Below are 24,022 nucleotides of genomic sequence, written 5' to 3'. Positions count from 1 at the left end.
GCAGTCACCCGTTGCGACGGCAAACGCGATGCCTGCTGGCTCCGCAAGCGGACCTTCAGAACACACGTACAAGCAAGCTCCAACCCGCGTTTCAAAGGTCAAGCCAACGCGCTCTACCTATCAAGCCTTTCTGTTCTCGCGCACGCTCGGTCAACCGGCGCCTTTCTTGAAACGACCCTCAAAATACGGCGCAAAACCCTTGCCTCGTTGGGCCGCCAATGGACCAGCAACGATCAGATCAATTCAGACAGGTCTATTGTTTGAAGTTGATCCCGGCGAGCCCTCACTCGGCAAAATGACATGCAACGCTTGCGCCACCGAGCATTCGGGCAACGGGGCGTTGGCTCGAACAGATCGGTTGCGCGATGGGGCATCTCTGAGCATAGGCACAGCCCGGCGGGCGATTGATCGGGTCCGGGATCTCGCCGACCGGTTCGGGCACCTCGCGACCGATCTCGTCGATCCTCGGGGCAACCTCCAGCAGCATTTGAGTATAGGGGTGTTTGGGGGCGGCAAAGAGGTCCTCGGAGTCGGCTTCCTCGACAATCCGCCCGAGATAGAGCACGCCAATCCGGTCGCACATATGACGCACCACGGTCAGGTCGTGGCTGATGAAGACATAGGTCAGGCCAAGCTCCTCGCGCAGATCGCTCATCAGGTTGAGCACCTGCGCTTGCACCGAGACATCGAGTGCCGAGGTCGGTTCGTCACAGACGATCAGCCTGGGGCGAGAGGACAACGCACGGGCAATACAGATTCGTTGGCGTTGACCGCCGGAAAACTCGTGCGGAAACTTCGCGGCATCCTCCGGCGAGAGGCCCACCTGTTCCAGCAATTGCTCGGCCAGGCCGCGCGTCTCGCCGCCACGCGCGACAACGGGTTCGACGATGATGTCCCGTACCCGCCAACGCGGGTTCAGCGAGGCATAGGGATCCTGAAAGATCATCTGGACATCCGAGCGCAAGCGCTCTTGCTCGGCCGGTTTACTGTTGTCGAAGGGGGCGATGTCACCGATCCGTACGGACCCCTCGCTTGGACGCAGGAGGCCCACAAGCATCCGCCCGATCGTGGATTTTCCCGACCCGCTCTCTCCCACGAGTCCATAGACGCCTTTCTCCGGGATCTCGAAGCTCACATCATCCACGGCGGTGAGGAATGCCTTGTCCCGACGTTCGATCACCCGGTTCAGCCAGGGCTTGGAGACGTCGAACCGACGGGACAGATCCTTGATTGCGACATAACTCATGCCTCGACCTCGCCATGTTGCAGGGGGAACCAGCAGGCGGAGCGCCCGTTGTCAGCCTCCAGACGCGGCGCGGCGCCCTGCCTGCAGCGATCCTGTGCGCGCTCGCAGCGCGCGGCGAAGGCACATCCCTCCGGTAGGGCCGTCAAGCGTGGCATGGCGCCGGGAATTTGGCGCAGGCGCGCCTGTCCGGCCGAGGCGGCCGGGGTCGAGTTCAGCAACCCGTCCGAGTAGGGGTGTCTCGGGCGGCGCAGTACCTCGGCCACGCCGCCGATCTCTGCCATCCGCCCCGCATACATGACCGCGATGCGATCAGCGGCCTCTGCGATGACACCGATATCATGGGTGATCAGCATGACCGCGACTCCCCGTTGCCGGCAAATCCGTTTCAGCAGCGCAATGATCTGGGCCTGAACGGAGACGTCGAGCGCCGTGGTCGGCTCGTCCGCGATCACCAGCGACGGCTCGGCGCACAGTGCCAGCGCGATCACGGCGCGTTGGCGCATGCCGCCGGAGAACTCGTGCGGATAGCTGTCGATCCGTTCCTCGGCGGCAGGGATGCCGACCTCGTCCAACGCCGCGATGGCCCGCTCACGGGCCGCTTTTGCCCCGAGGTCGAGATGGGTGCGGAGTGTCTCGGTGAGTTGATCGCCGATCCGCAGGAGCGGGTTGAGCGAGGTGAGCGGGTCCTGAAAGATCATTCCGATCTGCTTGCCACGCAGGCGGCGCATGTCCTCGGGCGGCAACCTGTCGATCCGCGTGCCCGCAAGGCGCACTTCGCCGCCGGCGATCCGTGCTGGCGGGTCAAGCAGGCCGATCACCGCATTTCCTGTCATCGACTTTCCGGCGCCACTCTCACCGACAATTCCGAGGATTTCGCCCGGCGCGATGTCGAAGGAGACGCCATCGACGGGTTTCAACAGCCCGCGGCGGGTCTTGATCTCGACCGTCAGGTCGCGGAGCGACAGGACGGGGTGGGTCTCGTTGCGGCCCATCATTTCAGCCTCGGGTTGAGCGCGTCGCGGAGCCAGTCCCCGAGCAGGTTCACGCTGAGCGCCAGCGCCAGGAGCGTGAGGGACGGGAAGAGTAGGATCCACCACTCGCCCGAAAACAGGAAGCCCTGGCCGATGCGAATGAGCGTGCCGAGCGACGGTTGAGTCGGTGGAGCCCCGACGCCCAGAAAACTCAGCGTGGCTTCGGCGATAATGGCGAGCGCGAGCGAGATCGTGGCGATCACCAGCACCGGTGAGAGGACGTTAGGCAGGATATGCCGCAGCATGATAGCGCTGGGGCGGCGGCCGATGAGTTGGGCGGCCTGAACGTATTCGCGCCCTTTCTCGACCAGTGTCGCACCGCGCACGACGCGGGCAAATTGCACCCAGTCGGACAGGCCAATGGCCAGGATCAGCACCCAGATCGCCATCTGGTCGCGATATTCGACCGGCGTTATCCCCTTGGCGATGCCGAAAATCAGCATGGCGACAAGGATCGCCGGAAAGGTCAGCTGCACATCGGCCACGCGCATGATGATGGTGTCCGTCCAACCGCCGACATAACCGGCGAGCAAGCCCAGCGTGACGCCGAGCACGAGCGCGAAGGTGACTGCCGAGACTCCGACGAAAAGCGAGATCCGCATGCCGTGGAGAATGGTCGAGAAGACATCTCGCCCCTGATCATCGGTGCCGAGCCAGAAGCTCTCGCCGGTGAATGCATTTGGCGTCCCCGGTGGTGTGAATCCGTTCATCAGGTTCAGTTCGACGGGGTTGAACGGGTCTTGCGGGGCGATGAGGGGCGCGAAGATCGCGGCCAGGATCAGCACGAGCACCACGATGGCCGACACGATGGCCACGGGCGAGCGAAAGAAGAGGTAGGCGAAGTCGCTGTCCAGAGCATTGCGCAAGCGCAGACCGATCGTGCTGTTCATGCGGACGCCTCCGAGCGATCGACCCGCAAGCGTGGATCGATGAAGAAATACAGGACATCCACGAACAGGTTGATCAGCACGAACATCACCGAGATCAACATCAGGTAGGCTGCCATGACCGGGATGTCGACAAACTGGATCGCATTGACGAAGAGAAGCCCGAGGCCGGGCCACTGGAACACCGTTTCGGTGACGATGCCGAAAGCGATGATCGAGCCGAGTTGCAGGCCGATCACCGTGGTCACGGGCACCAGCGTGTTGACGAGGGCATGGCGGAAATACACCGTTCGGGTTCTGAGCCCGCGCGCCCGTGCGAAGCGGATGTAATCCTGCCGCAAGACTTCAAGCATCTCGGAGCGGACAAGCCGCATGATCAGTGTCATCTGGTAGAGGCCCAGGGTGATTGAAGGCAGGATCAGCGCGAGCAGCCCGGACCTGCTGGCGAAGCCGGTCGTCCACCAGCCCAGCTCGACAGTCTCGCCGCGTCCGAAGGATGGCAGCCATCCCAGTTCCACCGAGAAGACATAGATCAGCAGGATGCCGATCAGGAAGGTCGGAAGTGAAACCCCGATCAACGACAGCGACATGATCGCCTGCGCGGCGAAGCCATTGCGCCTGATCGCCGTAAATACCCCGAAAACGATTCCGAACGTGATGGCCAGTGTTCCGGAGACGAGGGCGAGTTCCAGTGTGGCGGGCGCGCGTTCTGCGAGGATGTCCGCCACGGGCCGCCCCTGACCATAGCTCACGCCGAAATCGCCTTGCACGGCGCTGGAGAGAAACCGGACATATTGCACAAGCAGCGGCGCATCGAGCCCGAGTTCATTGCGCAGCCGATCGATATCTTCCTGCTGCGCCTCCTGGCCGAGCATGTTGTCGATCGGGTCGCCAATGAAACGGAACATCGAGAAGGCGATGAGGCCAACGACGAGCAGAACGAGAACAGCCTGTGCGGTGCGGCGGAGGATGTAGGCAATCATGGCGCGCTATCCTTGAAAGCGACGAAACACCGCCGCCCCCGCAAGGGAGCGACGGTCGCATTTGGGCAGGTCAGCCGGTCAGTTGACGGTGACCCAACGAAGGATGAAGAAATTGTCCGGCCGCTGGGTCATCTCGACATTCGCGCGCACGCCCCAAACAAGCGGTTGCACGTAGAGCGGCACATAGGCCATCTCGTCCTGCAGGATCGTCGCCGCTTCATCCAGCATTGCCTGACGCTTCGTGTCGTCGATTTCCGACTGGATCATCGGCAACATCTCGTCGATGCGGGCGTTGGAATACCCGCCGAAGTTCCAGCTTCCGAGCTTCTTGTCGGCATTGGGCGTCGAGGCGAGGAACCGCAGCGGGTGCTCGGCATCGAATGTGCCCGGGGACCATCCCAGCAGGTACATGTCGAAATTGTCCTCCCGCAGTTCCGGCCAGTAATTCTGCACCGGCATCGCATCGAGCTCGGCGGTGATCCCCGCCTGTGCCAGCATGCTCACAACGGCCTGGCAGACAGCTTCGTCATTCAGGTACCGGTTGTTGGGGCATTTCAGACCGAAGGAGAACCCGTCGGCATAGCCGGCTTCTGCCAACAGCGCCTTGGCGGCCTCGACGTCATAGGCCGGGCGGGCCGCGTTGGCCTCGGAATACCCGCGCATCGCCGGACTTACGAGCTGGCTTGCAGGCTCGGCATTGCCGCGCATGATCGTCTGCAGGATCGCCGGGACATTCACCGCCTGTGCAACGGCCTGGCGCACTCTTGCATCCTGGAACGGGTTCGGCTTGCCGGCGTCACCAGTGTATTTCAATTCCGCCGCTTCGTGGCCGAAGCCGAGCATGATGACGCGCGCCTCGATCCCCTGGATTACGTTTACGTCCGGATTGGACACCAGCCGGGCTGCGTCCTGGATCGGTACCGGGTTGATGAAATCCACATCGCCCGAGAGAAGGGCCGCAACCGCCGTCGCCGGGTTCTGGATCGGCGTGAACTCGGCCCGCGTGATGTTGTGTTCGGCGTCCCCCCACCAACCGTCATGGGGTTCGAGAACCGTGCGCAGGCCCGGCTCGCGTGCGGTCACCTTGAACGCACCAGTGCCATTGGCATTCAGCGTTGCGAAGTTGCCTTCTTCCTTGTTGGGAGTCGTGGCCGCATTGGCTTCGGCCCACCCCTTGTCCACGATCATCCAGTTGGCGATGGAATCGGGGAAGATCGGATTGGGCGCGTTGGTCTTGATGTCGATCGTGTAGGGATCAACGATCTCCAGGCTCGCCACCGGGGAGAACCAGCTGCGAGTATCCGCGGCTTCGCCGGAGGCGCGTTGGTAGGAAAACAGCACGTCCTCCGCGTCAAATTCCTCCCCGTCATGGAACGTGACGCCCTCGCGCAGCTTGAAGCGCCAGCCCTCGCCCTCACCAATCGGCTCCCAGCTGGTGGCCAGCGCTGGCTCGATCGTCATGTCCTTGCCACGGCGCACGAGCCCCTCGTAGACATTGTTGAGGAAACCCAAGACCGGGGAAGAGTTGACCGCATGGGGATCAAGCGTCTGCGGATCGGTCGTCCCGGCCCACTTGAACTCTTCCGCTGCGGCATGTGTACCCACCAGCGCGCACAGCGCTGTGGCCAATCCAAACTGTCTCATGGCGTCCCTTTCATGTCCTGTTCGCGCCCTATGGAGACTTGAGATGAGTGCAAATGGCAAGGCTCATGCCGAAGACGAAACCAAATGGTCGGTGTTCCCTCTGAACAGATCAGCATAGGCTTTTATCGGATTTTCCCTATCCGCAATGAGCCTGGCGCGCCGAAGACCGCTGTCGTTGAACTTGGCATGTCTGCCGGTTTGAGACCTGCCACTTTGCGCTTTATTCACAACTCACGCCGGCGCGTTCTTCCAAAAGACGCATTCGTCTCGAAGATCTTCGGCAAGCTGAAGAACCCGTTCCGCGGCCAAAAGAGCCAACTGTGGGCTCCAAATTGCGATCAAAAACACGTCGTGCGGGTAATTCGCAGAATGTTCCTGTCCTCTTCAATTGGCCGTGACTTGCTGAAATGTCCGGAATGCGGACGCTACGCCAAAACAACCGACAGTTTGACGAAGGTCGGCCTTGGGCCGTTCACGACACTCGAGTTGATGCGTCACCAAAGACGCATGGGCCGCAAAGAAGCGGCAGCTTTGCGCAGGGAGTGAACCTTGGAAAAGTCGAGGCCAACGGCGGCTTTGCCCGCAAATCAGCCGACAAGATCCCTTCCGGGATCCGGCTCACCCGCCGGTGAGATCCGCCGTCATCAGGCAATACCTGTCACGTTTCTCGAAGCCGAGCCGCTCGTAAAGCGTGCTCACCGGGCTGTCGCGCTCGGTTTCCAAGTGCAAAGCGCGCACGCCCGCATCCTGCAGCGCCCGGACAAGCGCAGCGAGCGCTTCGCTGCCCATCCCCTTGTTGCGCACGGCCGGCCGGACCCAGAACTCGTCGACATACCCGTCGATACCGCCCAGCTCGATCGACCAGCCGAAACTGATCGCGACATATCCCACCGGCGCATTGTGCGGCCCGAGGATGTAGACGACTCCCAACGGCGACCCTTCCAGAAGCGGCAGGACGGCAGCAAGCCGGGTGTCGTCATCCTGGACAATGCCGAACTCGGCATGAAAAGCCGCAACCATGCCCAGGAGCTTGTCCAGGTCTTCCGTCCGCGCCATGTGCAATTTGGTCTTCACGTCCCGTCCTCCTCCAGAGCGCGAAGCGCCTTTGCCTCAGCCGTGGCGATCCAGGTCGCCTTGCAATTGCAATACGCCTCGGAATTGTCGCGGAAATGCGAGGCGCAATGCCGCTTGAGAGTCTCATACGCGCCCATCATCAGCGGGTCGGCCCGCAGCAGGTCGCGGAAGGCGAGGTGGCGGCGGATCTCGCTGTCGCCCTCGGTCCAGATATGCGCCTGAACCAGCCGCGCGCCCGTGGTCGGGCTGGAGCGGCGGCAGTAGCGTCGCCGTGCCAGGCCATTCTCCCCGAGCCATTGATAGCCCATCGCGTGTACGGCCGGCTGAAGACTGTCGAGATCGACCCCCTCGGCAATGACCGGGATGAGATCGAGCACAGGCTTCGCGGCCAGGTTCGGCACCGAAGTCGACCCGATATGATGTACCTCGATCAATGCGTCCCCGAGCGCCGTCTTCCAGCGCTCGGCCTCGCGGGCCGCCTTTTCGGGCCAGGTCGGGTCATAGCTGGCGATCTCGATCCTCACAGCCGGGCAATCCTTTCGGCCAGCAGGTCGAAGAAGCCCTCCGCGTCGATCCCTCCGATGAAGAGCGCATTGGCAGCGCGGTCGGTCACGCCCCACCAGTCGGCCACGGTCATGCCGCGCGTCAGGTCGCTCTGGCATTCAATTTCGACATTGATCCGGCGGCCGGAAAACAGCTCCGGGCGCAACACGTAAGCGATGACGCAGGGGTCATGCAGCGGTCCGCCGTCACCACCATATTTCTCCACGTCGAAGCGCTCGTAGAAATCGAGCCAGGCGGAGACGACCTTCGAGACAGGGGTGCCGAGCGCGTCGATCCGGTCGAGCCAGTCGCGCGTGATCAGTGCCTTGTGGGTCGTGTCGAGCGGCAGGATGGTGATATCCACGCCGGATTTCATCACGATATCCGCGGCCTCCGGATCGACATAGATGTTGAACTCGGCTGCCGGGGTAACGTTCCCGACTTCGAAATATGCGCCGCCCATGAGCACGATCCCGCCCAGCCGTTCGGCGATATCGGGTGCCCGTGTCAGCGCAGTGGCCACATTGGTCAGCGGCCCCAGCGGGCAGAGCGTCACCGCGCCCGGAGGCTCGCGGCGAATATGGTGGATGATCGCTTCGACCGCATGCAGATCGGCCACCGGCATCGTCGGCTCCGGCAGCTCGATTCCGTCCAGCCCGCTGGCGCCATGAACGTGCTCCGCGGTGACCAGAACCCGCTCCATAGGCCGGTCGCAGCCCTCATGCACAGGCACATCCGACTTGCCGGCCAGCTCGCAGATCACGCGGGCATTGCGCGAGGTCTTGTCCAGTCGCACATTCCCGGCCACGGCCGTCACAGCCAGCACCTCCAGCTCTTCCGGCGAGGCCAGGGCGAGCAGGATGGCAACAGCGTCGTCCTGTCCGGGATCGGTGTCGATGATGATCTTGCGGGGGGGCATCTTCTTGGGTGTCTCCTGAGGGTCGGCGCGACAGTGACGTCAGCGGCGCGGCTTGTCCAGAGCAGCTGCGCGCAAGCCCGCCCTGTCCCCCGGTTGCGCGACTCGTCGCCTATACCGGGGCTTCCCAGATAGAGGTGACACCGGCGCCAGCTCGAGCGTTGGACACACTTCCCGGGGCGCTTGCTGCCCTTTCCTCCAGACCCAAGTTGTGGTGCGGTGTCCCGGGCTTTTCCCCTTACAATTCCGGATGCCTGTCTCGGACTTCCCGTGTCTTGACCCGGGCGCCGGCTTCCAGCGTCTTGTGGACCGGGCAGCGGTCGGCGATTTCCATGAGCCGGGCGCGTTGCTCCTCGGAAAGAGGGCCATCGAGGCGAATCCGGCGGTGGAACAGGTCGATTCGGTTCGGCCCGGTCAGGTCGCTGTCCTGCCCATGGACCTTCTCATGACTGATATCGACCGAGACATGCTCCAGCGGCCAGCCCTTGCGACGGGCATACATGCGGACGGTCATCGAGGAACAGGCCGCGAGCGCGGCCGAGAGCAGGCCGTAGGGGGTCATGCCGCGATCGGTGCCGCCATAGGCCTTCGGCTCGTCGGCAAGAAGATGATGATGCGGACCGTCGGTAATGTCCTGCAGGAAGCCGTCCGGGTCCGCCTCCGAGGCGCGGATGATCCCCTCCGGCGCGCCGGGCGGCGGGGCAGGGGGGCGCAGGTCGAGATAGCGGCCGGCCCAGGCGGCGATCACCTCGGCTGCATATTCGGCATCCCGGGCGCGGCTCAGAAGGTGGTCGGCGTCGTCCAGCGTGACGAAGCTCTTGGGGTGGCGCGCGGCGGCGAAGATGGCGGTGGCATTGTCGACGGAGACGACATCGTCCAGAGGTGCGTGCATCACCAGCAGCGCCTTGCGCAGCCCGCCGATCTCGCCGGTCAGATCGGCCTCGATAGCGTCCTCTACGAAATCCTGCCCGATCCAGAAGGGACGTCCGCCGAGGATGACTTCGGCCGCGCCCTGCGCCGCGATCTCAGGCAGCGAGTCGTGGAAATTATGCGTCACGTGGCCGGGATCGAAGGGTGCGCCCAGCGTCACGACCGCCTTGGCGCTCTCGATCGCACCCGCCGCCCGTAACACAGCCGCCCCGCCCAGCGAATGGCCGATCAGAAGTTCCGGGGCCATGCCGTTCTGGGTCAGGTAGTTGGCGGCCGCGACGAGGTCGCCGGCATTGGAGGTGAAGGTCGTGTTCTCGAACTCGCCCCCGGAATGGCCAAGCCCGGTAAAATCGAACCGCAGCACCGCGATCCCCATCGACGCCAGTCGTTGCGCGATCCTGCGCGCGGCGGCGATATCCTTGGAACAGGAAAAGCAATGGGCGAAGATGGCCGTCGTCAGTTGCGGCCCCTCGGGACGATCCAGGCGGGCGGCCAGGGCGTGGCCCTGTGCGCCGGTGAAGGTGATGCGTTCCATGGGACGGGATCCACGCTGTTGCTGTCTCCCAGAGCATGGGCCTTCACAGCCCGTGCCCCAAGCCATGTGTCAGCGCTGTAACGCGATGGTGACAGCCTGTCAGCGGCAATAGGTTCCGCTGCGATACCGGGCCGTGTCGACGTGGAAATGGTCCTGATGGTAGCGGTCAGCATTGGGGCCAAGCACGGTGCCAAACGGGCCGCAGGCGGATTTATGCACCTTTCGCATCGCCTTTGACCATGTCTTGGAGCGCCAGCCCTTGAGAACCGAAACTTCCGTGCCGTCATTCAACCGCACTGCTCCGAGATCGACCGCATGGCCCTTGGCATGTTCGGAGAGCTTGCCGCTGGGCCGGTTGTTGCGCCGACGGCAGGCGTAAGACGCGACGACCTTGATCTCCTTCACGCCGCCACCCTTGCGCCCGAAGGCCGGCTTGATGCCATTCTGGACCCATGAATTGAGGGCCTTGGCCGTGGTGCAATCGATCGTGGCGGCGGTACTCAGGCGAACACCGGAGACCTCGGTGACCTTGACCGGATTGGAGATTCCGCATCCGCTGCCGGGTTTGCCGAAGCTTGGCTGCACCGTGCCCTTGATCGCGTTCACGCCACAGACCGAGCCCGTCTTGGAATAGCTGGATCGGTCACGCTTCTGGAAGAGCTTGGCAAAGCCGGCCGGGCGGGCCTTGGGCACGGTTGCGCCATGGGCGGACGCGGCCATGGCAGACGCGAGTGTGACGGTGTAATCGGCCAACGGATGGACCGGGCGCGGGGTCGGGCGCAGATCGGCGCCGAAATGGATCCGGGTGACCTGCCGCGCGACCTGGACGGCGGAATCCCCGGGGATCGTTTCGCTGGTGAAGACGCCGGCGCGCGGTCGCGGGCGGATCTCCGCACCAATCTGGACCCGGACACCGGCTTCGGTGATTTGAACCCGTTGAGCCACATCTGGCAGGGAGGACTGCGCGGTTCGGGGGACTGCCATAGCCACCAGTTCGAGCGAGCCTTCCGCCGGTTCGCTGCCCGGCCGTGCCAGCGGGCGGTGGCTGCTGGAGGGAGCCTCGGCGGCGGAAATGCCGGCGCTGAAAAGCACCGCTGACACGAAAGAGACCCGTGCGAGCGCATTCAGGCGTACAAGTCGGGTGGCCGTCTGGCGGCGTTGTCCTGTCATTCCACCGCTCCTTTCGCGCCCCGTCCGAAATCGGGCGCATCGGTATCCTGTCCCGCTTCGATAATACCACGCCGAATGGCGCGGGTGCGGGTAAAATATGCGTGCAGGTGGTCGCCATCGCTGGTGCGGATGGCGCGTTGCAGGCTCATCAATTCCTCGATGAACCGACCGAGGATCTCCATCGTCGCGTCCTTGTTGTTGAGGAACACGTCGCGCCACATGGTCGGGTCGGAGGCGGCGATCCGGGTGAAATCCCTGAAACCGGCGGCGGAATACTTGATGACCTCACTGTCCGTCACCCGCCGCAGGTCGTCGGCGACGCCCACCATCGTGTAGGCGATCAGGTGCGGGGCGTGGGACGTGACCATGAGCGTGAGGTCATGATGCTCGGGGTCCATGATCTCGACATTGGCGCCCATTGCCGCCCAGAACCGTTCCAGCTTCGACAGCGCGGCCGGGTCGGTCTCGCCATCAGGCACGATCAACGTGTAGCGATTCTCGAACAGCTCGGCGAAGCCGGACCGCGGGCCGGAATGCTCGGTGCCCGCCAGCGGGTGGGCGGGGATGAAATGCACGCCTTCAGGCAAGTGCGGCTTCACGGCCTCGATCACGGCGCGCTTGACGGAGCCCACATCGGTGACGGTGGCGCCGGGCTTGAGATGCGGGCCGATCTCCTGCGCAACGTGCCCCATCGCGCCGACGGGAACACAGAGCACGATCAGATCGGCATCCTTGACGGCCTCGGCAGCGGTGTCGGTGACGATGTCGCAGAGCCCATCCTCGCGGGCGATGGCGCGGGTCTCGGCCGAGCGCGCGGTGCCGGCAATGTCGCCCTGCAATCCGGCGCGACGACCGGCATGGATCATCGAGGAGGCGATGAGGCCGAGTCCGATATAGGCGACGCGGTCGTAGATCTGGCTCATGCGCGGCTCTCCTGGAAGGAGCGGATGCCGTCGATCACGCGCTGGCAACCTGTCTCGTCGCCGACGGTGATGCGCAGGCAATTGGGCAATCCGTAGCCCGCAACCTGGCGCACGATCACGCCCCGGGATTTGAGATGCGCGTCCACGGCCTTGGCCTCCTGCGTGTCGGCGAAGCGGGCGAGGACGAAATTTGCGAGGCTCGTATCGGAGGGGATGCCGAGCGCGGCCAGTTGCTCCGAAAGCCAGACCCGCATCCTGGCATTCTCGGCCAGACAGCGCGCGGCGTAGTCGCGGTCCTTGATGGCGGCGATGGCGGCGGCCATCTGGATCTCGGAAAGGTTGAAGGGCTGGCGGATGCGCTTGAGCACATCAATGATGTGCCTTGGCCCGTAGCCCCAGCCGATCCGCAGCCCGCCCAGCCCGTAGAGCTTGGAGAAGGTGCGGGTCATGATCACGTTGTCCCGCGCGTCAACGAGGCTGACGCCGCCGTCATAGCCATCGACGAACTCGGCATAAGCGCCATCGAGAACGAGGATCGCGCCCTCGGGGATGCCATCGGCCAGCCGCGCCATCTCGTTGCCACCGATCATCGTTCCGGTGGGGTTGTTCGGATTGGCGATGAAGACGAGCTTCGTGTTCTCGGTGCAGGCAGCCAGCAGCGCGTCCACATCCGTCACCCGCTCGCGCTCGGGCACCTCGACCGGCGTGGCGCCAACAGCGAGGCCGAGGATGCGATACATGGCGAAGCCGTGTTCGGTGTGCAGGACCTCGTCGCCCGGACCGGCATAGGCCTGGCAGAGGAATTGCAGGATCTCGTCCGAACCGACGCCGCAGATGATCCGCTCGGGGTCCAGCCCATGGACTTCGCCGATGGCCTGTCGCAGCGGCGCGTGGTCGGTATTGGGATAGCGATGGACTTCGGAGACGGCGTCGGCAATCGCCTGTTTCGCCTTCGGGCTGGGGCCGAAAGGGTTTTCATTCGAGCTGAGCTTGAGGATGTCGCTCACGCCTTCGACATGGCTTTGGCCGCCCTCGTAGAGCGCGATATCCATGATCCCGGGTTGGGGAGTGATCTGCGTCATGCCGGTCTCCTTTCCGAGCGGTTCTAGAGCCTTTCCGCGAAGAGAAAAACCGCCTATCTGGCGGTGCCGCCTGGGGCGCGGGCGTGACGCGCAAGAAACCGCGCGCACTTTGCCTCCCCGTGGGCGGGATCAGGTATTCGCAATCGCCCTGATGCCGCTCCCGCCAGCGGCACCATGCCGCCCTTTTCGGGAACGCGGGGCCGGCGCACTCTCGGCCCATGTCCAGCACCCTCACCGCGTCCCCGATCCTCAATGACGAGTTGCCAGCTCGCCCCTGGTGCCTGCCGCAGGCCGGGCGCCTCCCCGGTATCGCGCCCATCGAGATGTCAGACTGGCTCTGGCAGCTTGACACCTATGCGGCTCAGATGGCCGAGCGCGAGCGCCTGCTGGAGAAATGCCCCGAAAAAGTCCTCGCATTGCAGGCGGATGCCCGACCCGCGGCGGAGGAACTCTTCGATCTCGTGCTGGCTCAACTCGAGACCCGTCCGGGCTTCGTCCGCGAGGCCGGGACCCTGCACTGTCCGGATGGCCGCAGCGTTGCGCTGGATCGCTCTGCACCGCTGCGAACGCTCGGCCGGCTGGTGCAGGAAGATCTCTGCCTGCTGGTCAAACCGGAAGGCGATGACGAACATCTCCTTGCCGGGGCGGTGCTCTGCTTTCCGGCAAGCTGGACCCTGGCCGAGAAGATCGGGCGTCCGATGCTGGCGATCCACATCCCGGTCGAGGTCTATGACGAAACGCTGGCGCGCCGGGTTCAGCGCCTGCTCGACGGGGTCCGGCCCGATCGCCCGCTCGCGCGGTCCAATGCCTTCTTCTATGACGATCCTGCACTCTTTCAGCCCCGCCCGGAACTGGACCCGCGTCCGGCCGGTGGTCCAACAGCGGCCTTCTTCCGCTCGGAACGTCAATGTCTGATTCGTCTGCCCGAGAGCGGCGCCGTGGCCTTTTCGATCCACACGATCCTGCTCGCCCGCAGCGCCCTGACCGTGGAGGACCGCGCTGCGCTTGGCACCTGATCTCAGGGCGCGACGGGGAGGAGCTTTCCGTCTTTCATCTCGACATGCACCGTCAGGCCACCATCGGCGTCCTCGCGCAGTCGGAACCGTTCCCCGGGGGCCGTGGCGAAGGTCAGCCCGCCGTCTGCGGCCCCGGGATCGGCACGCAGATGGCTGACCAGTGCGAAAAGCCGCGGGGCCAGCCAGTCGAACGCGACCGGGGCCGGCGCGGAGCGCAGCGACCGCCCGATCAGCTCCGTCGCCCCGAAGAGCTCCAGCGACAGCCACGCCTTGCGCCCATCCTGCCGGATTTCGGGACGCGGATGCAGGAACAGGGGCAGGGGAAAGAGCATGCGCGACATCGCCGCGAAACGTTCCGCGCTGAGGAACTGTCCTGACTGCTGCCAGTGGACTGCCAGCGTCGCATTCTGCTGTGCAAGCTGGGACGCTGCGCCGTGGCCCAGGATCAGCAGCTGGTCGAACACGTCCTGCGTGGGGCTCGGCGGCGTGTCGGAGGGCGACGGTTCGGCCCCAGTGCCAACGCTCAATGTCACGGCCGCGCGATGTTGCCCGATGACGCTGTCCGGGTCTTCGTGCAGCACGTCCAGCAACTGCGAGTCGAGCGCCGTGTCGAACCTGTGCCCGGTCAGCGGCAGGTCGCGGGGCTGCACAAGAACATGCGCCTTTGGCGCGGATAGCAGCGGCGCGCCGCGCCATGTTCGGCATTCGAGCGTGCCGAGTTCCGGCCCGATCCGCGCCGCCAGTGCTGTGCAGAGTGCCTCACTGTCGATCTGTGCAGGATGGGAGAGCAGGAGCGTTGCCGTGATCGAGGAGGGCAGGGGCATCGGGGTTTCTCGAAAGGGAACGGACGGCTTTCCTTCTGCCCTGCGACTTTGGAGAGAATAGGGCAGGGGCAGAAAAAAAGCGCGTGTCGGCAGGTCAGACGGAGCTGAGATAGAGGCTGGTCTCGCTGTTGAGCACGCCGTCGGTGAGCCGGACTTCGCGCAGCACCCGGTCGAAATCGGACAGGGACGCCGCCTGGATCTCGGCCACGAGGTCCCATTTGCCATTGGTCGTGTGCAATTGCTGAAGTTCCGGGATGCCGCGCAGCCGACGGATCACCTCCGTGGTCGACTTTCCGACGACTTCGACCAGCATCACCGCCCGGATGGCCTCCGTGTCGGCGTCCTCGCGCACCCGCACCGTGAAGCCCAGCAAGGTGCCCGACGCGAGCATCCGGTCGAGCCGGTTCTGCACTGTTCCGCGCGATACGCCGAGGATCTCGGCCAGTTTCGACAGCGGTGCGCGGCCGTCCCGGCGCAGGATCGCGACAAGCTCGCGGTCCAGCGCGTCGAGAGGTTGCTTGGCTTCGGGTCTTGATGTCATTTCTGTCAAATCGTCATCTCATCCTGACGAAATGTACAATCGGACTTCATAAATTGCAAGAAAATGAGATTTCGACAGAGAATTGGCGGGGCTATCCTGTGAGGATCCACACCCAATCGATATCAGTCTCTCCGAAAGGCCGCCTGTATGTCCTTCGATTCCTCCCCGATCCAGTCTCTCAACCTTGTCCCCTTCGTTTCGGTGGACGACATGATGCATACCGTGCTCGATATCGGCGTGGCCGAGATGATCACCGGGATCGCCGGCTATATCGAGCAGGATTTCGCCCGATGGGAGCTCTTCGACAAGACCCCGCGTGTTGCCGCGCACAGCTCCGTGGGCGTGATCGAGCTGATGCCGACCTCGGACGGGGTCGAATACGCGTTCAAATACGTGAACGGCCATCCGAAGAACACGAAGGAGGGGCTGCAGACGGTCACCGCCTTTGGCGTTCTGGCAGATGTGGATTCGGGATACCCGGTGCTGATCTCCGAGATGACCATTCTGACGGCGCTGCGCACGGCGGCGATGTCCGCCGTTGCGGCGCGACCGCTGGCGCCGGCCGGGGCGGACACGATGGCGATCATCGGCAATGGGGCGCAATCGGAATTCCAGGCCATCGCCTTCCAGGCGCTGCTCGGGATCACCAAGCTGCGGCTCTATGATGTCGATCCGGTGGCGACCCGGAAATGCGCCGCCAATCTCGCGGGGCGCGGCTTCGAGATCGTTGAATGCCGGAGCGGCGAAGAGGCGGTCGAAGGCGCGCATATCATCACGACCGTGACCGCAGACAAGCAATGCGCGACCATCCTGACCGACAACATGGTTGGCGCGGGCGTGCATATCAACGCCATTGGTGGTGACTGTCCGGGCAAGACCGAGCTTCACAAGGACATTCTCCTGCGCTCCGATATCTTCGTCGAGTTCCCGCCGCAGACCCGCATCGAGGGCGAGATTCAGCAGCTTGACGCGGATCACCCGGTGACCGAGCTCTGGCAGGTGCTTGCCGGGCAGAAGACTGGACGCAGCTCGGAGCGGCAGGTGACGCTCTTCGATTCCGTCGGCTTCGCCATCGAGGACTTCTCCGCGCTGCGTTTCCTGCGCGACCAGCTGGAGCGGACGGGCCGCTATGAGACCCTCGACATGATCGCCGACCCTGACGAGCCGCGCGATCTCTTCGGAATGATCCAGCGGGCGGCCGCGACGCGATGATGGAAGCGCGTCGCCACCGGTCCGTGCAGGCCCCGGGCGCGGTTGTCATGATCCGCCCCTGGCACTTCCGGCCCAATAGCGAGACCGCCGAAGACAATGCCTTCCAACGGGATGCCTCCCATCTCGACCGGGGAAGTGTCGCGCGGGCGGCCCATGATGAGGTGACCCAGGCGGCCAAGGCGCTGGAAGCGGCCGGGCTGCGGGTCCATCTCTTCGATGACGAGACGGAGGCGACGCCGGATTCGGTCTTTCCGAATAACTGGTTTTCCACCCATCCGGGCGGGCATGTCGCGATCTACCCGATGTTTGCCGAGACCCGGCGCGCAGAGCGGCGCGCGGATGTGATCGCGCTGCTCAAACGGGAGTACCGGGTGCAGGACATTGTCGATTACACCGGGCTGGAGCCGGACGGGCTGTTCCTGGAGGGGACGGGCGCGATGGTGCTCGATCATATCGACCGGGTCGCCTATGTCGTGCGTTCCAACCGGGCCGACCCGATCCTTCTCGAACGCTTCTGCTCGCATTTCAACTACGAGCCGATGGTGTTTGATGCGCATGATGCGCGGGGCGTGCCGGTCTATCACACCAATGTACTGATGTGCATTGCCACGAAATTCGTGCTGGTGGGGCGAGACATGATGGCGGGCGATGCCCGGCGTGCGCATATCCTTGAGCGGTTCGAGGAGACGGGCCGACAGGTGATCGCGCTCTCCAATGCGCAGATTGCCGATTTCGCCGGAAACGCCATCGAGTTGCAGGGGAGGGAGGGGCGTGTGCTGGCGCTGTCTGCCCGGGCCCTGTCCGCGCTGCGTTCGGACCAACGCGCCGCGATGGAGCGGAGTGCCAGATTGCTGCCGTTGGAGGTCCCCACAATCGAGATGGCGGGTGGTTCGGTCCGCTGCATGCTTGCGGGTGTGCATCTGTCCCGACGCTGAACTGGCGCAGGGTCGCAGAGCCATGCGCTCCGATCCGGCATCCGGATTTCACGGCTATTATGTTGGTCCACATGGCGCGGACCCGGGGGAACTCGACCTGAAGGCGCAGGCGCGCGTTCCAGGACGCCCGAAAACACCGTCAATCTTGCGGAAGGCGGCGTCATCCCAAGGCTGGGGAAGGCCCGGCGGCTCGCCGGGTTGCCGTGCTCGCGCAGCGAAGGGCCACTGCGTCGACAGAACCGCCAATGCCACGTTCAAACATGCCAAACAGAAAATCGCCGCGATCCGGAAGACCGCGGCGATTTCTAATTTCTATCTGATTTGCAACCGGGTGTTTCGCGACCGCAATGTCACTCAGCCGCTTCGGGCGAGTCGTTTCCATCCGTCTGAACCTGCGCGGCCCCGCCCTGTTCGGAGGATTCCGGCTCGGGCTTCGCCTTCGGCTTGCGGGTCCGCTTCGGCTTGGGGGCGGGGTCAGCTGCCTGCTCCTCGCCCTGTGCTTCCGGCGTCTCCGTCTTGGGCTTGGGCTTGCGGGCACGGCGCGGCTTTGGCTTGCTCTCCGCCGGTGCGGCAGGCGCGGTTTCCGGCTGCGGCGCGGGAGAGTCAGACTTCGGGGAGGTGTCGATCAGAAGGTCCGGCTGGGGCGAGCTCTGGATCTCGTCCTCGATCACATCCGACGCGGATCCGATTGGCTCGACCGATCGCAGTCCCTCCGGCTCGGCTTGCTGCGGGCGAGGCTGGGAATGAGATTGGGGCTGAGGCTGGCCGCCCTGGCCGCCACCCTGGTTGTTGTTGTCGTGCCGATCGCGCTGGCGGTCGCGCTGCTGTTGTTCCTGCTGCTCGCGGCGAGCGTCCTGCTCGCGCTGCGCCTCGCCGAGCATGCGGGTGTAATGTTCCGAGTGCTGCTGGAAATTCTCCATGGCAACACGGTCATTTCCAAGCGCGGCGTCGCGGGCGAGCTGGTTGTACTTGTCGATGATCTGCTGCGGGGTGCCACGCACCTTGCCCTCCGGGCCGGACGAATCGAAGACCCGGTTGACGATGTTTCCGACCGAGCGCTGACGGTTCGACTTGGAACGCGAACGTGACTTTTGTGATCTCATTGTTTTGTACGTTTCCGCCTTGTTGCGGGCTCCGGACCTAGTTTTCGGTTTGCGGTATGTATTCCCGCCGGGTGGTCCAAATTGTTGTGACTATCTGCGCGGGGGGCCGTTCGCCCAACGCTCCGTGCTAGGCCTGATTGGCATGGGTCGGCGGCGGTGACAAGGGAAAAACCGCTCTCGCGCCGTCAAACTGGCTGTTTCGGCAGGTAAACGTCACCTTTTAGCGACTCCGAGCCGTGCCGACACGACCCTGTCCCGGCCATCCATGTCGGGGCGAATGGCGATCTCTTCAAGCCCGGCCGCGTCGAACATCGCGGCGACGGCCGCGCCCTGGCTGGGGCCGATCTCGACGAGGAGGCGTCCTCCGGGGGCGAGGTGGGACGGTGCGCCGGCGGCAATCCTGCGGTAACAGGCCAGCCCGTCGGCCTCATCAGTCAGGGCGATACGGGGCTCATGCGCCAACACCTCCGACTGGAGCGCTGCCATCTCCGACAGGGCGATATAGGGCGGGTTCGAGACGATCAGGTCGAAATGCCCGTCAACTCTCTGATACCAATCGGAAACATTCATCTCGCAACGCGGGATGACGGCGTGAGACTGTGCATTCGTCCGGGCAATCTCAAGAGCGGCCTCCGAGATATCCACACCAAGCCCGACCGCCTCCGATTGCTCCGCCAGAAGCGTCACGAGGATACAGCCGGAGCCGGTGCCGAGATCCAATACCCTGGAAAACGGCGCGCTCATGGATTCTGCGATCAGCTCCTCGGTCTCGGGGCGGGGGTCGAGCACGCGGGAATCGACCGAGAATCGCCGTCCCCAGAAGTCGCGATAGCCACGGATATGGCTGATTGGCTCGCCCGCGCAACGCCGCTGGGCCAGTGTCCCGGCCGCCGCGAGATCAGTCGCGGCGAGCGGGTCGCGCAGATGCAGGGAGAGCCGGGACGGGTCGATCTCGAGCTGATGGGCGAGCAGAAGCCGGGCCTCGCGGGCCGGGTTGTCTATCGCGCCTTTCACGAGTCTGCGGGCAAGTTTTGCCAGCCCTTCCTGAACCGTCTGCATCCTCCGCTTACCCGTCCAGATCGGCCAGCTTGCGAGCCTGATCATCAGCTGTGAGGGCGTCGATCACCTCGGCGAGATCGCCCTGCATGACCTGGTCCAGCTTGTAGAGCGTGAGGTTGATACGGTGATCCGTCATGCGTCCTTGCGGGAAATTGTAGGTGCGGATGCGCTCGGAGCGATCGCCCGAACCGACCTGGCTGCGGCGGTCGGCGGCACGGGCGTCATCGGCCTTCTGGCGTTCGGCATCGTAGAGCCGCGCGCGCAGCACCTGCATCGCGATCTCGCGGTTGCGGTGCTGGGATTTCTCCGAGCTGGTCACGACGATTCCGGTTGGCAGGTGGGTGATCCGGACGGCGGAATCGGTGGTGTTGACGTGCTGGCCGCCGGCGCCGGAGGCGCGCATGGTGTCGATGCGGATATCCGTGGCGGGAATGTCGATATCGACATCCTCGGCCTCGGGCAGCACGGCGACCGTCGCCGCCGATGTATGGATGCGCCCGCCGGATTCTGTTTCCGGGACGCGTTGGACCCGGTGGACGCCACTTTCATATTTCAGCCGGGCGAAGACGCCCTCGCCCTGAATATGCGCAACCGCTTCCTTGATGCCGCCAAGCTCGGTTTCCTGCGTCGTGATCAGCTCGAATTTCCAGCCCTGTGCCTCGGCATGGCGCTGATACATGCGCAGCAGGTCGCCGGCGAAAAGCGCAGCTTCTTCACCGCCCGTGCCGGGGCGGATCTCGATCATGGCGGGGCGGGCATCGGCGGCGTCCTTGGGCAGCAGCGCCAATTGCAACGCGCCTTCGTGCTCGGGCAGGCGGGCGCGCAGGTCGGGAAGTTCCTCCTCGGCCAGCTCGCGCATCTCGGGATCGTCGAGCATCGCCTCGGCTTCCTCGATATCGGCCCGACACTGTTTCCAGGCGGTTATCTCGGCCACGACGGGCTTGAGATCGGCATATTCCTTGGCGAGACGGGCGATTTCGCCAGGCTCGGCGCCAGACGCCATCTTGGCTTCGAGAAACTCGAAGCGTTGGGCGATTTCGTGCAATCTTTCCTCGGGAACCATGCCCGGTTGCGTGCCGGAACGGGGCGCTTTGGTCAAGGGGGCGAGACGTGCTAGGCTGATCCATGGCCAGATTATCGCTCTTTCTTTTCATTGCGTGGGCAGGGAGCGGCCTTGCGGATGTCACCACACCATCTGGCAAGGTAATCGACTGCTATTGCACTGATCGAGCCGGGGATCGGGTCGATCTGGGCGAAGTGATCTGCCTGCACGTGGATGGGCGGATGTTTCTTGCGCGCTGCGAGATGTCGCTGAACAATCCGATGTGGCGGCAGGTCAAGGAAGGCTGCACGGTCTCGCGCCTGCCCGAACTGTCTCCTTTCGCCGCCGCGGAAGCGGAACGCTCCTGACGCTCGGGTCGCCGTTTTTCCCGCCGCCATGCCAGCGGAAAGGGGGGGGGCGCGCCGCCGAACAGAGTTCGAGCGGCGGCGGCGCCGCTTCGCGGCGTGGACCGGGTGGGGAATGTCGGGGGACGCCATTCGTGGGATTGAGTTTTAGAGGCAAAGCGGGTGTGATTGCGGCAGGGAAGAGTTTGACAGGAGGTCGTTACCGATGGGCGAGATAGCCCTCACCTACGAGATGATCGTGGTGCTGTGCGTGCTCGGGCTGACGGTTGGCCTCTTCGTGACCGAGATCGTGCGGGTCGACGTGGCCGCCTTCCTGATCATGGTGCTGCTGGGCTGCCTGGCCTCGTTGCCCGGGCTCTCCCATATTGTCGATGTGAACCACCTCTTCGCCGGCTTCGGCTCCAACGCCGTGGTCTCTATCATTGCGGTGATGATCCTCGGTGCCGGGCTGGACCGCACGGGCGTGATGTCGACCGTTGCTGCCTGGATCCTCAGGGTCGGCGGGCGCACGGAGGGGCGGATTATCCTGCTGATCTCCTCGACCGTCGCGGTGATCTCCTCCTTCATGCAGAATGTGGGGGCCGCCGCACTCTTCCTGCCGGTGGTCTCGCGGATCTCGGCGCGTACGGAGTTGCCGATGTCGCGGCTGCTGATGCCGATGGGCTTCTGCGCCATTCTCGGCGGAACGCTGACGATGGTGGGCTCCTCGCCACTGATCCTGCTCAACGATCTGATGGAGGGCATCAACCCGAGCCTGCCACCCGACCAGAAGATGGCCGATTTCAGCCTCTTCTCGGTGGCGCCGATCGGGCTGGCGCTGGTTGGCGCGGGGCTGGCCTATTTCATTCTGTTTGGCAATCTGGTGCTGCCGGGCAAGGGCACGCGGAAGAGGGAGAGCGGTGCGCGCGGCCAGTCTTTGCTGGAATATGTCTCGAGCACCTATGGCATCGACGGGGCGATCCACGAGATCATCATCCCGCCAGGCTCCATCCTTGTTGGCCAGACCATCGACGACATTCAGCGCGCCATGCGCCTGCAGGTGGTGGCAACGCAGTATGAGGGCAAGACCTATACCTCGCCGCCACGCGACACCGTGCTGGAGGCGCCGGCCCGACTGGCGATCATCGCCGGCCCGGAGGCGGTCGAGGCGTTCAAGTTCTGTTTTGATCTGGAAGAGGCCCCGGTCCTCGCCGGTTTCGCCGAAGATCTTGGGCCAACCAAGGCCGGCATCGCCGAGGTGGTGATCCCGCCCGGCTCGGACGTGATCGGCAAGTCGGCGCGGGACCTGTGGTTGCGCAAGGCGCATGGGCTTGCGCCCTTGCTGATGTATCGCGGCGGCAAGGCGTATTCGCGTGAGAGCGACGGGGTGGATTTCGGCGAGATTCCTTTCCAGGCCGGAGACACGTTGCTTGGCCATATCGCCTGGGACGCGCTGACCCGCATGGAGAAGGACCGCGACTTCGTTGTCGTGACCCAGGATTATCCGCGCGAGACGGTCCGCCCGCAGAAGGTCGGCTGGGCGCTGGCCTTCTTCGCGCTGGCGATCACGTTGGTGCTGCTCACCGATATGCGGCTCTCGCTCTGCCTGCTTGTGGGGGCCATCGGCATGATCCTGACCAACGTGCTCTCCATCGACGAGGCTTACGAGTCGGTGAGCTGGAGCACGGTCTTCCTGCTTGCCTCGCTGATCCCGCTCGGGCAGGCGGTCCAGAGCACGGGAACGGCGGAGTGGATCGCCCACCAGGCGCTGATCGTGCTCGACGGGATGCCGATCTGGGTCGTGCAGGCCGGGGTGGCGGTCCTGTCCACGGTCTTCACGCTGGTCATGTCCAATGTCGGCGCCACGGTCCTGCTGGTGCCGCTGGCGGTCAATATTGCGCTCGGGATCGGCGCGGACCCGGCGCTCTTCGCGCTGACTGTCGCGATCTCGACCTCGAACTCCTTCCTGATCCCGACCCATCAGGTGAACGCGCTGCTCATGGGGCCGGGCGGCTACACCGTGCGGGATTTCATCCGCGCAGGAGGGATCATGACGGTGCTCTTTCTCGTGGTGTCCTTGCTGGCGCTCAACCTCATGTATTGAGCAGGGTCGCCAAGGCGGATCCTTCTACGCCCCGTACAAGACGCGCCGATCGGCCATTTTGAAACCAGCTGGAGCGATGGCAAAAAAACCCTTTCGCGGCTGGCTGGAGAAATCGTCCGATGGTGGAATGCGATCGTTTCGGATCGATGCGGCCGCAGATGCCGCGAGAACGAGAATTGGGCGAGCACATTGCCCGCCCAATCTCCGCGAAAATCGTAACTTGTCAGGCTTTCCGGGCCTTCTGGCGACGTCCGGCAACGCCAATGGCCCCCAGACCCGCCAACAGAAGCGGTAGGCCGGCCGGGAGCGGAACCGCCGCCGGGCTGCCCGTGACATAGGTGATGTCGTCAATCGAGATGTTGCTCGAACCGGGCGAGATGGCGTCCCAGGCAAAGGATTTGAGATTGTCCCAACCGCTGAAGATGACTTCCGACCACACATTCGTGATGTCGACGGTCATCGAGTAGGCGATCGCGCTACCAAGGGAGCCGGAATAGCCGATGAACTCAACGGTGGACGCGCCCACACGCTCGTCTGCACGCACCCAAAGGCTGTTGAGAGAGAACACGTCCGTGTCGTGTTCCATCCCGCCGAGCCTGGAGTTGTAGTTGGTCACGAACTGGCTGCCGCTCTTTGCAGTCGGTGCAAGGAAAGAACAGCTCGTGGTGTTGTTGAAGCCGGAAGAATAGGTGCTTCCGCTGCTTGTCCCGGCGAAAGTGAACCCATCGAGCGAACCGCCGGCCGAAACCTGGCAACCCCCGGTGGACGCCGTTTCGAAGTCCATGACGGCCGCGGATGCACCACTGGCCAGAAGCGACAACGCTGCCACACATGCGAGTTTGAATGTCATTCGAATAACTCCCTCCAAGAGCACCCAG

At 64.1% G+C, this 24,022-nt stretch carries 25 protein-coding genes; 7 read left to right on the top strand and 18 right to left on the bottom strand.

The genetic code is table 11. From position 1 onward, the window contains the following. On the top strand, positions 1-264 hold a 264-nt coding region (locus R3X27_RS14195; protein ID WP_317709524.1), incomplete at its 5' end, for a hypothetical protein. 19 nt (positions 265-283) lie between these two features. On the opposite strand, the gene R3X27_RS14190 is transcribed toward R3X27_RS14195, so the two are convergent. From R3X27_RS14190 to R3X27_RS14170, 5 genes are all read right to left on the bottom strand, one after another. Further along, positions 284-1,246, bottom strand: a complete 963-nt coding sequence (locus R3X27_RS14190; RefSeq protein ID WP_317709523.1) for an oligopeptide/dipeptide ABC transporter ATP-binding protein — start codon at positions 1,244-1,246, stop codon at positions 284-286. Then, entirely contained in the window at positions 1,243-2,241 is a 999-nt protein-coding gene (locus R3X27_RS14185) for an ABC transporter ATP-binding protein (protein WP_317709522.1), read from the bottom strand. Before R3X27_RS14185 ends, R3X27_RS14190 begins: the two co-directional genes overlap by 4 nt. Then, positions 2,238-3,167, bottom strand: coding sequence for an ABC transporter permease (locus R3X27_RS14180; protein WP_317709521.1), 930 nt, complete (start codon positions 3,165-3,167; stop codon positions 2,238-2,240). Before R3X27_RS14180 ends, R3X27_RS14185 begins: the two co-directional genes overlap by 4 nt. After that, positions 3,164-4,147 (bottom strand): ABC transporter permease, encoded by a 984-nt coding sequence (locus tag R3X27_RS14175; RefSeq protein ID WP_317709520.1) that lies wholly within the window; start codon positions 4,145-4,147, stop codon positions 3,164-3,166. The genes R3X27_RS14180 and R3X27_RS14175 overlap by 4 nt, the downstream gene beginning before the upstream one ends. Positions 4,148-4,225: 78 nt before the next feature. Beyond that, positions 4,226-5,791 (bottom strand): ABC transporter substrate-binding protein, encoded by a 1,566-nt coding sequence (locus R3X27_RS14170; protein WP_317709519.1) that lies wholly within the window; start codon positions 5,789-5,791, stop codon positions 4,226-4,228. 84 nt (positions 5,792-5,875) lie between these two features. Here R3X27_RS14170 and R3X27_RS14165 point away from each other — a divergent pair, with 84 nt between their 5' ends. Beyond that, positions 5,876-6,337, top strand: coding sequence for a hypothetical protein (locus tag R3X27_RS14165; RefSeq protein WP_317709518.1), 462 nt, complete (start codon positions 5,876-5,878; stop codon positions 6,335-6,337). A 72-nt stretch (positions 6,338-6,409) separates the two neighbouring features. Here R3X27_RS14165 and R3X27_RS14160 read toward each other — a convergent pair whose 3' ends face one another. The 7 genes from R3X27_RS14160 to hisC all read right to left on the bottom strand — a co-directional run bounded on the left by R3X27_RS14160 (position 6,410) and on the right by hisC (position 12,964). Then, complete coding sequence (locus R3X27_RS14160; protein ID WP_317709517.1) at positions 6,410-6,865, bottom strand: GNAT family N-acetyltransferase; 456 nt, start codon at positions 6,863-6,865, stop codon at positions 6,410-6,412. Further along, a complete protein-coding gene (locus tag R3X27_RS14155) occupies positions 6,862-7,389 on the bottom strand; it encodes a GrpB family protein (protein ID WP_317709516.1) in 528 nt (175 codons plus the stop codon). The genes R3X27_RS14160 and R3X27_RS14155 overlap by 4 nt, the downstream gene beginning before the upstream one ends. Further along, the gene (locus tag R3X27_RS14150) at positions 7,386-8,327 is read right to left on the bottom strand and encodes a nucleoside hydrolase (protein WP_317709515.1); all 942 of its coding nucleotides are present in this window, start codon (positions 8,325-8,327) and stop codon (positions 7,386-7,388) included. Before R3X27_RS14150 ends, R3X27_RS14155 begins: the two co-directional genes overlap by 4 nt. Positions 8,328-8,562: 235 nt before the next feature. Next, positions 8,563-9,789, bottom strand: a complete 1,227-nt coding sequence (locus R3X27_RS14145) for a bifunctional alpha/beta hydrolase/OsmC family protein (protein ID WP_317709514.1) — start codon at positions 9,787-9,789, stop codon at positions 8,563-8,565. A 99-nt stretch (positions 9,790-9,888) separates the two neighbouring features. Next, complete coding sequence (locus tag R3X27_RS14140; protein ID WP_317709513.1) at positions 9,889-10,959, bottom strand: extensin family protein; 1,071 nt, start codon at positions 10,957-10,959, stop codon at positions 9,889-9,891. Continuing rightward, positions 10,956-11,882, bottom strand: coding sequence for a prephenate/arogenate dehydrogenase family protein (locus tag R3X27_RS14135; protein ID WP_317709512.1), 927 nt, complete (start codon positions 11,880-11,882; stop codon positions 10,956-10,958). Before R3X27_RS14135 ends, R3X27_RS14140 begins: the two co-directional genes overlap by 4 nt. Then, entirely contained in the window at positions 11,879-12,964 is a 1,086-nt protein-coding gene (hisC, locus tag R3X27_RS14130; RefSeq protein ID WP_317709511.1) for a histidinol-phosphate transaminase, read from the bottom strand. Before hisC ends, R3X27_RS14135 begins: the two co-directional genes overlap by 4 nt. A 218-nt stretch (positions 12,965-13,182) precedes the next feature. Between hisC and R3X27_RS14125 the strand changes: the two genes are divergently transcribed. After that, positions 13,183-13,980: a DUF3445 domain-containing protein gene (locus tag R3X27_RS14125; RefSeq protein ID WP_317709510.1), complete on the top strand. Its 798-nt coding sequence runs from the start codon at positions 13,183-13,185 to the stop codon at positions 13,978-13,980. Between the two features lie 2 nt (positions 13,981-13,982). On the opposite strand, the gene R3X27_RS14120 is transcribed toward R3X27_RS14125, so the two are convergent. After that, the gene (locus tag R3X27_RS14120) at positions 13,983-14,804 is read right to left on the bottom strand and encodes a hypothetical protein (protein WP_317709509.1); all 822 of its coding nucleotides are present in this window, start codon (positions 14,802-14,804) and stop codon (positions 13,983-13,985) included. A 94-nt stretch (positions 14,805-14,898) separates the two neighbouring features. Beyond that, entirely contained in the window at positions 14,899-15,345 is a 447-nt protein-coding gene (locus tag R3X27_RS14115) for an Lrp/AsnC family transcriptional regulator (RefSeq protein ID WP_317709508.1), read from the bottom strand. Between the two features lie 147 nt (positions 15,346-15,492). On the opposite strand from R3X27_RS14115, the gene R3X27_RS14110 reads away from it, so the two are divergent. Further along, a complete protein-coding gene (locus tag R3X27_RS14110) occupies positions 15,493-16,557 on the top strand; it encodes an ornithine cyclodeaminase (RefSeq protein ID WP_317709507.1) in 1,065 nt (354 codons plus the stop codon). Then, a complete protein-coding gene (gene ctlX / locus R3X27_RS14105) occupies positions 16,557-17,492 on the top strand; it encodes a citrulline utilization hydrolase CtlX (protein WP_317709506.1) in 936 nt (311 codons plus the stop codon). The genes R3X27_RS14110 and ctlX overlap by 1 nt, the downstream gene beginning before the upstream one ends. Positions 17,493-17,842: 350 nt before the next feature. On the opposite strand, the gene R3X27_RS14100 is transcribed toward ctlX, so the two are convergent. The 3 genes from R3X27_RS14100 to prfA form a co-directional block, all read right to left on the bottom strand. After that, positions 17,843-18,595, bottom strand: coding sequence for a DUF4167 domain-containing protein (locus R3X27_RS14100; RefSeq protein WP_317709505.1), 753 nt, complete (start codon positions 18,593-18,595; stop codon positions 17,843-17,845). Positions 18,596-18,808: 213 nt separating this feature from the next. Next, positions 18,809-19,654: a peptide chain release factor N(5)-glutamine methyltransferase gene (gene prmC / locus R3X27_RS14095; RefSeq protein ID WP_317709504.1), complete on the bottom strand. Its 846-nt coding sequence runs from the start codon at positions 19,652-19,654 to the stop codon at positions 18,809-18,811. Between the two features lie 7 nt (positions 19,655-19,661). Further along, the gene (prfA, locus tag R3X27_RS14090) at positions 19,662-20,717 is read right to left on the bottom strand and encodes a peptide chain release factor 1 (protein WP_317709528.1); all 1,056 of its coding nucleotides are present in this window, start codon (positions 20,715-20,717) and stop codon (positions 19,662-19,664) included. A 62-nt stretch (positions 20,718-20,779) separates the two neighbouring features. Between prfA and R3X27_RS14085 the strand changes: the two genes are divergently transcribed. Further along, positions 20,780-21,064 carry a hypothetical protein gene (locus tag R3X27_RS14085; protein ID WP_317709503.1) on the top strand — a complete coding sequence of 95 codons (285 nt, stop codon included), beginning with the start codon at positions 20,780-20,782 and terminating at the stop codon, positions 21,062-21,064. Between the two features lie 202 nt (positions 21,065-21,266). Beyond that, the gene (locus tag R3X27_RS14080) at positions 21,267-23,144 is read left to right on the top strand and encodes an SLC13 family permease (RefSeq protein ID WP_317709502.1); all 1,878 of its coding nucleotides are present in this window, start codon (positions 21,267-21,269) and stop codon (positions 23,142-23,144) included. 223 nt (positions 23,145-23,367) lie between these two features. On the opposite strand, the gene R3X27_RS14075 is transcribed toward R3X27_RS14080, so the two are convergent. After that, on the bottom strand, positions 23,368-23,994 hold the full coding sequence (locus tag R3X27_RS14075; protein ID WP_317709501.1) for a VPLPA-CTERM sorting domain-containing protein: 627 nt from the start codon (positions 23,992-23,994) through the stop codon (positions 23,368-23,370). Positions 23,995-24,022: the final 28 nt, after the last annotated feature.

The sequence above is a fragment of the Tropicimonas sp. TH_r6 genome, assembly GCF_033101155.1.
Lineage (GTDB): Bacteria > Pseudomonadota > Alphaproteobacteria > Rhodobacterales > Rhodobacteraceae > Tropicimonas.
The sequence above is the reverse complement of the archived record's forward strand: the minus strand, read 5'-3'. Positions and strand labels throughout refer to the sequence as shown.